A 12,298-nucleotide genomic window follows, 5' to 3' on the forward strand; every position below is an offset into this window, starting at 1 on the left:
TGTATAGTGGCGTGCAGGGCGTTTTATCATATATTCAATACAATAGAACTTTTTGGGAAGGAGGAATTTATTGTGAAGAATTTAAAGAAGCTTTTGGCTATAGTTGTATGTATCGCAATGATGGTGCCAACAGTTGCATTTGCAGCTACATCATCACCAGCTAAGGTAGACGTTAAGTCTGCTACAGCAAAGTCTCTTACATACAATGCAAAGAGCCAGACAACAACAATTGTTGTTAACGGTAAGACACTTACCCTGAACAAGGATTTCAAAGTCGTTTCAGGAAGCCTTAAGGCAACAAAGGCTGGTACATACACAGTTAAGATCAAGGGAATAGGTAACTATTCAGGCGATACAACAGTTAAGTACACAGTTAACGCACAGCAGAGCTACAAGGCTACTGCTGCTGCAAAGACATACAATGCTAAGAATCAGACAACCAAGGTTACAGTTAAGTATGGTAACACAGTTCTCAAGAGAGGTACTGATTACAAGATTACTGGTGTAACTAAGGCTAAGAACGCTGGCAAGTATAAGATTACCGTAAAGGGTATCAACAACTACAAGGGTACAAAGACAATTTACTACACAATTAACAAGGCTGCTCAGAAGTCTGTTAAGGTTAAGGTAAATGCTTCTAAGAAGAAGATCACTGTATCTGGTGTTAAGGCAAAGGCAAAGGTTACTTACAAGTCAGCCAATAAGAAGGTCAAGGTTAAGAATGGCAAGATTACTGTTGGTAAGGGTGTCAAGAAGGGCACAAAGGTAAGAATCACTGTTAAGGTTGCTGCAACAAAGAACTACAAGGCATACAGCAAGTCAATTATTTACAAGGTTAAATAATCATCCTGCTATGTTAAATAGTTCCAAGCCCTAGCCGGTGGCGCAAAACGAATGTCCATGCCACAGGACGTTCTGCGCCGCCAGTGTGGGTGATAAATAACAGGCAATTTAATGCGTATCATGGTTTACAGATGAAAAGGTTCAGCCGACAATCACACGGGCTGAGTCATTTCATGTATGAATCAACAGACCGGGTCATGCGGGCACAAATATGACCCTGACGACAGAGGATGAGGAGAGAAAATTATGTATCAGAAAGGCGCAAAAGGCTGGCTGAAGCACTTTGACTTCATGCTGCTGGATCTTATAGTACTTCAATTGTCATTTCTTGTGGCATTCCAGATCAGACACGGCATGGTAAATCCGTATGCGAACAGAGACTATCTCGCGCTGGCTATCATCACGGAGCTGGCGGATATAGTAGCCATGATATTTCTGAATACATATGAGGGCGTCATCAGAAGAGGATACTTCAAGGAATTCATATCCAGCTTCAAGAACGGTTTCGTGATCGTTGCACTGCTCCTTCTGTATGTGTTTGTCCTCAAGGATACATCTATATATTCCAGAACTACCATCCTGCTCATGTGGGCCATATATGTGTATGCCACATTTGCGGTGAGGAGCCTGTGGAAGAAGCATCTTGAGAAATATGCAGAGCATGGCAAGGGCAAGAAGCTCCTGGTCATGACCACCAGACATGTAGCAGATGAAGTGGTGGCAGGCCTCAAGGAGAAGAACTACTCCGGGTTTGATATAGTAGGAGTCATGGTGATAGATGCCAATCTCATCGGTCAGGAGATCCAGGAAGTGCCGGTGGTGGCGGATTACAACAGTGCAGTTGATTATGTGAGAACCGCATGGGTGGACGAGATATACGTGGATGTGCGTGGAGCATACGGATATGCGAACACGCTGATAGACGCATTTATCGAGGGTGGCATCACAGTTCACATGTGCATATCATCCATCGTGAGGACCCACGGCGACAAGCAGCTCATCCAGAAGATAAATGGTGAGACCGTGGTCACGACCATGATGAACTACGCAACACCAAAGCAGATGTTGCTCAAGAGAACGGCAGATATAATAGGTGGTCTGGTGGGCAGCGTATTCACGCTTATCCTCACCATATTCATAGGACCTATCATATACATCAAGTCCCCGGGACCGATCTTCTTCAAGCAGGAGAGAGTGGGATTGAATGGCAAGATATTCAAGATGTACAAGTTCCGAAGCATGTACATGGACGCTGAGGAGCGCAAGAAGGAACTCATGGCGCAGAACACCATGAGCGATTCTAAGATGTTCAAGATGGACTTTGATCCGAGAGTCATAGGCAACAAGATCCTGTCGGACGGCACCAAGAAGAAGGGAATCGGCCAGTATATCAGGGACTTCTCCATAGACGAGTTCCCACAGTTCTTCAATGTGCTAAAAGGGGATCTGTCACTGGTTGGAACCAGGCCGCCTCTCATCTCTGAGGTGGAGCAGTACGAGATGCACCACAAGAGCCGTCTTGCTACGAAACCGGGTATCACCGGAATGTGGCAGGTGAGCGGCCGAAGCGACATCACGGACTTCGAGGAGGTCGTGAGACTGGATACGGAGTATATAGAAAACTGGAGCTTTGGACTGGATGTGAAGATAGTGCTGAAGACTATCAAGGTGGTGCTTGGTAGGGAAGGGTCGAAGTAAGAGGCACATACTGGAATGACACCGACGATAGGTCACAGGCGCGTCAGCGAGTGTGGCTACGTCGTTACGGCTCGTTGTGCCATGAAGATTAGAGGAAAAAGAATGCACTATCTGCAAACAGCGGATGCGTAGATAGATAATTTGGGAAAATAATTATAGCGGAGGAATACGTATGAGCATAGTTACTTTAGATAAAAAAACGATTTTAGTCACAGGTGCAGCTGGTTTTATCGGCTCCAACCTTGTGAAAAGGATCTATCAGGAGGATCCTTCTGCTACAGTCATAGGCATTGACAACATGAATGCCTACTATGATGTGGCATTGAAAGAGTTCCGGCTGAACGAGCTGGCCAAGTATCCCACATTTACTTTTGTTAAAGGCAACATCGCTGATAAGACACTGATCACTGAGATGTTTGAGATGTACAAGCCATCAGTGGTCGTTAACCTTGCAGCACAGGCAGGTGTGCGTTACTCCATCACCAACCCGGATGCTTATGTGGAATCTAACTTGGTCGGCTTTTTCAATATCCTTGAAGCCTGTCGACATTGTGAGAATCTAGAGCATTTGGTATATGCTTCTTCTTCCTCAGTATATGGTTCCAACAAGAAGGTTCCGTACAGTACGGATGATAAGGTTGACAATCCAGTTTCCCTATATGCAGCCACCAAGAAATCTAATGAACTGATGGCACATGCCTACTCGAAACTCTACAACATTCCTTCCACTGGTTTGCGCTTCTTCACTGTGTATGGTCCTGTTGGTCGTCCTGATATGGCTTACTTTGGTTTTACAAACAAGCTAGTGAATGGTGAGACCATCAAGATTTTCAACTACGGTAACTGCAAGCGCGACTTTACTTATGTGGATGATATTGTTGAGGGCGTTGTTCGTGTGATGAGGAAGGCTCCGGACAAAAAGAACGGCGAGGATGGTCTGCCGATTCCACCGTATGCGGTTTATAACATTGGTAACCAAAACCCGGAAAATTTGCTGGATTTCGTGCAGATTCTGAGTGAGGAACTGGTTCGTGCAAAGGTGCTACCAGAGGATTACAACTTCGAGGCCCACAAGGAGCTAGTTCCAATGCAACCTGGTGATGTACCTGTGACCTATGCAGATACCAGTGCACTGGAGCGTGACTTCGGATACAAGCCAAGTACAAGTCTGCGGACTGGTCTGAGAAAATTCGCTGAGTGGTACGCTGAGTTTTATAAGTAAAAGAATTAGAGGGACAGAGAAATGAGAGATTTTAAGAATTTAAAAATTGCTGTTGCTGGAACGGGATATGTTGGCCTTTCCATTGCTACGTTGTTATCGCAGCACCACAAGGTGACTGCTGTGGACATTGTTCCAGAGAAAGTGGAACTGATTAATAACAAGAAGTCTCCGATTCAGGACGAATACATTGAAAAATACCTGACAGAAAAAGGACTGGATTTGACCGCGACTCTGGACGCGAGGGAAGCATACTCTGATGCTGATTTTGTAGTAATCGCTGCTCCTACAAATTACGATAGCAAGAAGAACTTTTTCGATACAAGTGCAGTTGAAGCTGTTATAAAGCTGGTTATCGAGTACAACCCAGAAGCTATTATGGTGATTAAGTCCACGATCCCAGTTGGCTATACAGCCTCTATTCGTAAAAAGTTCCACTGCGACAATATCATCTTTAGTCCGGAATTTTTGAGAGAGAGCAAGGCACTGTACGATAACCTTTATCCTTCTCGTATCATTGTCGGTACAGATGTGGATAATGTCCGTCTGGTGAATGCAGCACATACTTTTGCAGAGCTCCTGCAGGAAGGCGCTATCAAGGAGAATATCGACACTCTGTTTATGGGATTCACTGAGGCAGAGGCGGTTAAACTGTTTGCTAACACCTATTTGGCTCTGCGTGTTAGCTACTTCAACGAGCTGGATACCTATGCTGAGATGAAAGGTTTGAACACACAGCAGATCATCAATGGTGTCTGTCTCGATCCTCGTATCGGTACTCATTATAACAATCCGTCCTTTGGCTACGGTGGCTATTGTTTGCCGAAGGATACGAAGCAACTGTTGGCGAACTATGCTGATGTGCCGGAAAATTTGATTGAAGCAATCGTTGAAAGTAATAGAACAAGAAAAGACTTCATTGCTGACCGTGTGCTTGAAATCGCTGGTGCTTATGAAGCAAATGATAGTTGGGATGAGAGCAAGGAGAAAGAAGTTGTTGTTGGTGTTTATCGCCTGACTATGAAGAGCAATAGCGATAACTTTCGTCAAAGTTCCATTCAGGGTGTCATGAAGCGCATCAAAGCTAAAGGAGCAACGGTCATCATTTACGAGCCGACTCTGAAAAATGGCGAGAAGTTCTTTGGTAGCGTTGTTGTAAATGATTTAGAGGAGTTTAAGAAGCAGAGTCAGGCCATCATTGCAAACCGCTATGACAAGTGCCTGGATGATGTAAAAGATAAGGTGTACACGAGGGACATTTTCCAGCGTGACTAAGTAGAACCAAGGAAGATTAGAGGAGAAAGTCAGATGAAAAACAAAGAAAATATAAAGGTGTGCTTGGTGGGTTCATCTGGCGGTCATTTAACCCACCTTTATATGTTAAAGCCATTTTGGAAAAACAAGGATCATTTTTGGGTAACTTTTGATAAGGAGGATGCAAGAAGCCTGCTCGAAGGTGAAAAAATGTATCCCTGCTATTATCCGACCAATAGAAGCCTGAAAGCCCTTATAAAAAACACCAAAATTGCATGGAATGTGTTGCACAAAGAGAAGCCGGATTTGATTATTTCCTGTGGTGCAGCAGTTGCGGTTCCATTCTTCTACATCGGAAAGATGATGGGAGCAAAATTAGTTTACATTGAGGTTTTTGATCGAATCGATAAACCGACAATGACAGGAAAGATGGTTTATCCCATTGTGGACAAGTTTGTTGTGCAGTGGGAAGAACAGAAAAAGGTTTATCAGAAGGCAGTTAATCTTGGCAGCATATTCTAAGTTGAGGATGGGAAAATGATCTTTGTGACGGTAGGAACACATGAGCAACCGTTTAATCGGCTGATTCAGAAAGTAGATGAATTAAAGAAAGATGGCACAATTCAGGATGATGTGATTATCCAAACGGGCTTTAGCACATATGAGCCGAAGTATTGCCAGTGGAGCAAGTTGATTCCATATCAGCAGATGGTAAAAAATGTGGCCGATGCCCGTATTGTAATCACTCACGGTGGTCCGGCAAGTTTTATTATGCCACTACAGATAGGTAAGACTCCTATTGTTGTGCCGCGCCAGCATCAGTTCAATGAACATGTGAATGACCATCAAGTTGAGTTCGCAAGGAATGTGGCGCAGAGAATGGAAACGATTATTCCGGTGGAGGACATTAATACACTGGGAGATATCATAACGAACTATGATCAGATTGTTGCCGGCATGGGGCATGGTATGAGTAGTAATAATGCCAAGTTTAATGAAGAACTTGAGAAACTGGTAAACGAATTGTATTGAGGATGAATGGATGAGAAAAGTTGGAATCATGTCGATGCAGCGTATTGCAAACTACGGATCGTTTTTGCAGGCATATGCATTAAAGCAGCTGATTGAAGAATTGGGCTGTAAAGTAGAGTTTGTAGACTACCATGTAGGCGCACCCGTAATTATGGAAAATGCTGACAGCAAAAACAAATTTGTCCGTAAGGTCGAAAAAGGGCTGGAAACTTTTCAATATCAGGCTCCATTTGCGCATAAGTTGTCGTTCATTCGTTATAAGCAGACTTTTTCAAAAAAGTATATGCCACTTTTAGGAATTACGGATGAAATGAACTATAACCCGACATTGGATTGCCTTGTGATTGGTAGCGATGAGGTTTTCAACTGCATTCAGAAAAATTCCAATGTGGGTTATTCGCTGGAATTGTTTGGAAAAGATAATCATGCGAAGAGACTTCTCACTTATGCAGCGTCTTTCGGCAATACTACATTGGAAAAGCTGAAAAAGTATAAAAAGACTGAAGAAGTCGGAGCATTGTTGAAGAAATTCGATGCGATTTCTGTACGAGATGCTAATTCAGGAACTATTGTAGAGCAGCTTACTGGGAAAGAACCAGTGTACAATCTTGATCCGGTTCTGACCTATGATTATATGAACTGCTGCGACAAAATCCCACGAGTTCAGACTCATGAGAAGTATTTGATTCTGTACGCGTATGCAGGTCGTATTTCTAATGAAGAGGCAGAATGGATTTCTGACTATGCAAAGAAAAAGAAACTAAAGGTTTATGCAATCGGCGGTATTCAGAAATGTGCAGACCGCTTTGTGGATTGCTCTCCGTTTGAAGTTCTGGCCTATTTCAGAAATGCAGAAGAAGTCATTACCGATACTTTCCACGGCAGTATCTTCTCAGTTATCACGCATCGGCCATTTACGACATTGATTCGCAAGAGCGTGGGTAATAGCTATGGTAATGAAGAAAAATTGAGTGATTTGCTGGAGCGGTTGGAATTGGCGAATCGGATGACAACGAAAATTGAAGATGCAGAAAACATCAATGAAAAGGCGATTGATTACGCGAAAGTTGATGAGCGGTTGAAAGCACATAGAGAAGTGGCGAAGGAGTATCTGAGAAAAAAAATAGAGGGATAAAATGGAGAACATATCGAGGATAAAAGAGAAATGTGTGGGATGTAAAAGCTGTGAGCAAAGCTGCCCAAAACACTGTATCTCTATGGTAGAAAACAAAGAGGGATTTTGGTATCCGTCTGTTGATGAAAAAAGCTGCATCGAGTGCAAGGTGTGCTTGAAAAAGTGTCCAGTAGAAAATACGGAATTTCATCGGAATGAGCCACATAAAGTTTGGGCGTGGCGCAATAAAAATGATGTGGATATTATGCGCTCTGCATCTGGCGGTGCGGCGGATAGTGCAGCGAAAACTGTACTGCAAATGGGCGGTGCGGTTTATGGTGCTGCCTATGATGAGCAGCTGGCAGTAAGCCACATTGAAGTGACAGATGAAGCAGAAAGAGAGAAACTACAGTCCTCTAAGTATGTTCAGTCTGACCCGAAAGATAGCTACGCAAAGGTCAAACAGCGTTTGTCTGAGGGAAAAACGGTACTTTTTACAGGAACTCCCTGCCAGATTGCAGGTCTGTATGTTTTTTTGGGTGGCAATCCAGAAAATCTATATACAGTTGACCTGATTTGCCACGGTGTGCCCTCGCCGAAGTTCTTCAAAAAGTATCTGGAATACCAGAACAAGAAGACGGCTGGCAGAGTAATCTATTTCAACTTCCGTTCCAAAGACAAGAGAGGTTGGGGAACACAATACCTGCTAAAAACAAAGACAGAGACAAAGACAAAGACAAAGACAAAGACAAAGACAAAGACACTCTCCCTTGATCGCTATGGAAAACATTTTATGTATGGCGACTGCTATAGGGAGAGCTGTTATCAGTGTGCTTATGCGAATACGAGCCGTGTGGGAGATTTGACAGTGGGTGATTTCTGGGGAATTGCAAAGAGCCATCCGAACTTCAATTCTCCAAAGGGCGTGTCTAGTGTATTTGTAAATACCGAAAAAGGCCAAAAGCTCTTTGAAATGATGCGGGTTCTTGCAGAAGTGGAAGAAGCAACATTGGAAGAGGGCGTGGTGAAACAGGGAAATCTTGTAAAACCGAGTATAAGGCCGAACGATAGAAATATATTTTACGAGAAAATTGATGAGGATGATTTTATGGATAACTTAAAGGTTGGTATACAACCAAAGGAACGGCTTAAAGCAGTAATCCCGGCTGGGGCGGTTAGACTCCTCAAAAAAATGGGGGCAGGTAACAGAAGATAATTATAAAGTATCTGTTATAGTGCCCTTATATAATGTAGAGCCTTTCCTGGAGAAGTGTGTGGATTCTATTCTGGCGCAAACGTGGAATTTTATAGAGATTATTTTGGTTGATGATGGCTCAACTGATAATTCTGGCTTTATATGTGACCGGATGCAACAAAAGGATGATCGAGTAAAGGTACTTCATAAGAGCAATGGCGGTGTGAGTGCTGCTCGGAATTCAGGAATAGAAATGGCAAGCGGTGGCTTTATTTGCTTTGTCGATGGCGATGACTATGTGATGCCCGATTATATTGAATATATGATGGAGCAGATAATCAAAAATAATGCTGATATCACACTGACAACACAGATGTTCGGGAATTTTGATGAAAAACAAGTTAAGAAGGATGAAATTAAAACTTGGAATGGAGAGGATGCAGTAGAAACAATTCTATGCTACCAAGTTCCAATAGGATGCTACTGTAAATTGTTCAGAGTAAAGTTTTTAAAGGATATCCGTTTTATCCCTGAAATGTTTATAGGTGAGGGATTTAATTTCAACGTGATGGCTTTTCAGAAAGCAGAAAAGGTTATTGCAGGGAAAAGAAAAAACTATTATTATCGCCGCGATAATCCAACAAGTGCCATGACAAAGTTCTCGATTAAAAAGTGTGAATGTGGTTTATGGGCACTTGAGGTAATAAAACAGAATTTGACGATTCATTCGGATCGAATCCATGAGGCGTGTAAATATGCAAACTGGAGAACACACTCGGATTTTTACGATATGTGTATTCTTGCCGGGGTAGAAATAGAATATTCAGAAATGTATAAAAAATGCTTGAAAGTAACACAAAAAGATGCTTTGAGTGCATTACATGTACCGATATCTAAACAAAACAAATTAAGAGCAGTCATTATGTGGATATGTCTAGCAGCTATTCCGATTGCTATGAGGTTTAGAAAAATAAAATACCATGTTAATGTAAGCAATCGCTAGACTTTCAATGGATTTGTGACTGTGAGGATAATGTAAATGAATAATAAAAAGATTAAAGTGGCAATGGTCACAAATCATTTTGGAATTACCGGAATTGGAACGGTAATAATGAATTACTGTAAAGCGTTGGACAAGGAAAAGTATGATTTAACTATTCTTGCTGGACAACCAATATCAGAAAAATATGAAAAGGAATGCCTAGAGAACGATATCCATTTAGTGACACTTCCATCACGGCATGGAAACCCAAAGGACCATTATATTGCGCTGTGGAAAGCATTAAGAGCCGGACACTATGATATTGTACATGATCACGGTAGCAGTTCGATGATGGCAATAGAACTGACGATTGCAAAACTGGCAGGTGTAAAAAGTCGAATTGCCCATAGCCATAATAGTAATTGTCCCAACATGAAGGTGCATAAATTGCTAAATCCGTATTTTAGAACAGTTTATACAAAAGCACTGGCTTGTGGACAATTAGCGGGAAACTGGTTGTTTGGAGAAAATAATTTTGAAGTTTTGCCGAACGGTTTTCATACAGACGATTTTACATTTTCTAAAAAGGAACGAGATGCAGTAAGAAATAAATTGGGGGTAGAAAATCAATTACTTATTGGACATATCGGACGCATCAACGAACAAAAGAACCAAGAATACTTATTGGACATATTTGAAGAAGTAGCTGCGGAACGAGACGATGCGCTTCTTCTTATTGTGGGAACGGGACCGGATGAAGAAAAAATAAAAACTTGTGTCAAGGAGCATCCATATAAGAATCGCATTATTCTATATGGTGAAACAGATAATCCAACGGCTCTCTATTCGGCAATGGACATATTTGTTTTTCCATCTAAGTATGAGGGACTTCCGGTAGTATTGCTGGAAGCGCAAATTTCTGGCTTGCCATGCGTTGTATCGGATAAGATCACAAGAGAAGTTGACTTAGGTGATCTTATCTGGGAATCTATCGACGATGCTCCAAAACAGTGGGCAAAGGCCGTGCTTTCAGTTGAATGCCGATCAGAAAAAGAACGAATCTCATATAGAGAAAATCATTTAAAAACGATACGGAGTTATGATATTACACAGTCGGTAAAGCAACTGGATAAGATATATGTTGCTCTGATAAATGGTAAGGGAAAGGAAGATATGCAATGCCTACATATGAAGGACTGAGACTTAAAATATTAAAATATTGGCGGATTGGTTTTGCGGATTATAGAAAAAAGAAGCTAAAGTCTACAGACTTTACAATAATCTCTAATAACTGTTGGGGCGGCATGATTTATGAAAGCTACAACCTGCCCAAAGAATCTCCTACGGTGGGGATGTTCTTTATTGCAAAAGATTATATTGAGTTCTTGTCTGACATAAAAGGTTATGTCAATGGAAAATTGACCTTTATCAAGCCGGAGGAATCTCGTTGGAAAGATATGCCGCAGGTCTCAGAAGATAAGAGATTTGGCTCCTATCCTGTAGGTGTATTGTCTAACGGTAAAAATTCGATTGAAATCTTCTTCTTGCACTACCATAGTGAGCAGGAAGCAAGAGAAAAGTGGGAACGTCGAGTACAGAGAATTAACTGGAATAAGTTACTGGTGAAGTTTAATGACCAAAATGGCTGTACAGAGACAGAAGTGAACAAGTTTATGAATATGCCCTATAGAAATAAGGTATTCTTTACTTGTAAGCACTGGCCAAATGAAGATGAAAATTTTGTAATTATAAGGCAATTTCCAAAATACAATTATATGATGGCTTCATATGAGCCTTTCGGAAAAACAAAGTATATAGATATAACAAGTAAACTTAACCAATTATAAGAAAAACAAGGATAAGTGTCGATGAAAAACAATAAAAAAATATGTATTGTAACACGTGCACTGATAAATGGAGGAGCTGAAAGAGTTATTGCTCAATTGGCGAATTATTTTGTGAAAAATGGAATTGAATGTTCAATCATTACCATTGATGTAGCAGCAGTTGCATATGAGTTGGATACACGTATTAATGTAGATGCAATAGGAAAAAAAGCTGATAATAAAGTAAAAGATAGATTCTTTAGATACGCAGCACTGAGAAAAAAAATAATGCGGTATAAACCTGATGTTGTATTAAGTATGCCGGAGGATATCGGAATATATGTAATATTGGCATTGATTGGCTCCAAAATCCCTGTTTGTGTTTCAGAAAGAAATAATCCGTGGGTAATGCCAGATGTTAAAATTACACGATTGTTAAGGAAAATCGCATATCCACTTGCTGACGGAATAATCTTTCAAACTGATATGGCAAAATCTTATTTTCCGAAAAATATTCAGAAAAAGGGAATCGTGCTCTCTAATCCAGTTGATATTGCAAGAATTCCAGAACCATATAAGGGAATACGACAAAACGTGTTTGTTGCAGTGGGGCGTCTTGAAAGACAGAAAAATTTCCCAATGCTTATTAAGGCTTTCTCAATATTTTATCAGAGGGAAAAGAACTTCAAGTTGGTTATTTATGGAGAAGGACGAGAACGTGCTAATCTAGAAAGCTTGATTAAGGAACTTGACCTTGATGGTGTGGTATTACTTCCTGGAAGAAATAAAGATGTTCTTAATGCAATAAATGATGCTTCGGCATTTATCCTATCTTCAGATTACGAGGGAATGCCTAATGCTCTAATTGAGGCGATGTGCATGGGGATGCCGGTTATTTCGACGGATTGTCCTTCTGGAGGGCCACGTGAATTAATAGAGAATCAGGAAAATGGTATACTTATACCAGTTGGGGACGAAGATGCCCTTGTTGATGCATTGTTTTCAATAATAGATGTAACTTTAGCAGAAAAAATGTCAAAAAAATCAAGTGAATTGCGATATGCATTGACAAGTATCAGTATATTTGAAAACTGGGAGAAATATCTATTCTGTGAATAAAGAGAGAGGTACATTG

The 12,298-nt window shown here is 41.2% G+C and carries 12 protein-coding genes; all 12 read left to right on the top strand.

Annotated features, from left to right (window positions below; all coding sequences use genetic code 11):
- Positions 1-72: 72 nt before the first annotated feature.
- The 12 genes from ABUA34_RS01350 (at position 73) to ABUA34_RS01405 (ending at position 12,282) form a co-directional block, all read left to right on the top strand.
- Positions 73-843 carry a hypothetical protein gene (locus tag ABUA34_RS01350; protein ID WP_022217119.1) on the top strand — a complete coding sequence of 257 codons (771 nt, stop codon included), beginning with the start codon at positions 73-75 and terminating at the stop codon, positions 841-843.
- Between the two features lie 246 nt (positions 844-1,089).
- Positions 1,090-2,541 (top strand): sugar transferase, encoded by a 1,452-nt coding sequence (locus tag ABUA34_RS01355; protein WP_349822730.1) that lies wholly within the window; start codon positions 1,090-1,092, stop codon positions 2,539-2,541.
- A 172-nt stretch (positions 2,542-2,713) separates the two neighbouring features.
- Positions 2,714-3,763, top strand: a complete 1,050-nt coding sequence (locus tag ABUA34_RS01360; protein WP_022217117.1) for an NAD-dependent epimerase/dehydratase family protein — start codon at positions 2,714-2,716, stop codon at positions 3,761-3,763.
- 21 nt (positions 3,764-3,784) lie between these two features.
- Positions 3,785-5,035: a nucleotide sugar dehydrogenase gene (locus ABUA34_RS01365; protein WP_022217116.1), complete on the top strand. Its 1,251-nt coding sequence runs from the start codon at positions 3,785-3,787 to the stop codon at positions 5,033-5,035.
- 33 nt (positions 5,036-5,068) lie between these two features.
- Positions 5,069-5,536 carry a PssD/Cps14F family polysaccharide biosynthesis glycosyltransferase gene (gene pssD / locus ABUA34_RS01370; protein WP_022217115.1) on the top strand — a complete coding sequence of 156 codons (468 nt, stop codon included), beginning with the start codon at positions 5,069-5,071 and terminating at the stop codon, positions 5,534-5,536.
- A gap of 15 nt (positions 5,537-5,551) precedes the next feature.
- Positions 5,552-6,046, top strand: a complete 495-nt coding sequence (locus ABUA34_RS01375) for a glycosyltransferase (RefSeq protein ID WP_022217114.1) — start codon at positions 5,552-5,554, stop codon at positions 6,044-6,046.
- A gap of 10 nt (positions 6,047-6,056) precedes the next feature.
- A complete protein-coding gene (locus ABUA34_RS01380) occupies positions 6,057-7,181 on the top strand; it encodes a polysaccharide pyruvyl transferase family protein (RefSeq protein WP_349822731.1) in 1,125 nt (374 codons plus the stop codon).
- A 1-nt stretch (position 7,182) separates the two neighbouring features.
- Positions 7,183-8,376, top strand: a complete 1,194-nt coding sequence (locus tag ABUA34_RS01385) for a Coenzyme F420 hydrogenase/dehydrogenase, beta subunit C-terminal domain (RefSeq protein WP_349822732.1) — start codon at positions 7,183-7,185, stop codon at positions 8,374-8,376.
- 19 nt (positions 8,377-8,395) lie between these two features.
- Entirely contained in the window at positions 8,396-9,358 is a 963-nt protein-coding gene (locus ABUA34_RS01390; protein ID WP_349822733.1) for a glycosyltransferase family 2 protein, read from the top strand.
- A gap of 36 nt (positions 9,359-9,394) precedes the next feature.
- A complete protein-coding gene (locus tag ABUA34_RS01395) occupies positions 9,395-10,537 on the top strand; it encodes a glycosyltransferase family 1 protein (protein ID WP_022217110.1) in 1,143 nt (380 codons plus the stop codon).
- Positions 10,516-11,184 carry a DUF1919 domain-containing protein gene (locus ABUA34_RS01400; RefSeq protein ID WP_022217109.1) on the top strand — a complete coding sequence of 223 codons (669 nt, stop codon included), beginning with the start codon at positions 10,516-10,518 and terminating at the stop codon, positions 11,182-11,184. The genes ABUA34_RS01395 and ABUA34_RS01400 overlap by 22 nt, the downstream gene beginning before the upstream one ends.
- Positions 11,185-11,205: 21 nt before the next feature.
- Positions 11,206-12,282 (top strand): glycosyltransferase family 4 protein, encoded by a 1,077-nt coding sequence (locus tag ABUA34_RS01405; protein WP_022217108.1) that lies wholly within the window; start codon positions 11,206-11,208, stop codon positions 12,280-12,282.
- Positions 12,283-12,298: the final 16 nt, after the last annotated feature.

Source organism: Coprococcus sp. RTP21428st1_C9_RTP21428_210409 (assembly GCF_040227395.1).
Taxonomy (GTDB): domain Bacteria; phylum Bacillota; class Clostridia; order Lachnospirales; family Lachnospiraceae; genus Coprococcus; species Coprococcus aceti.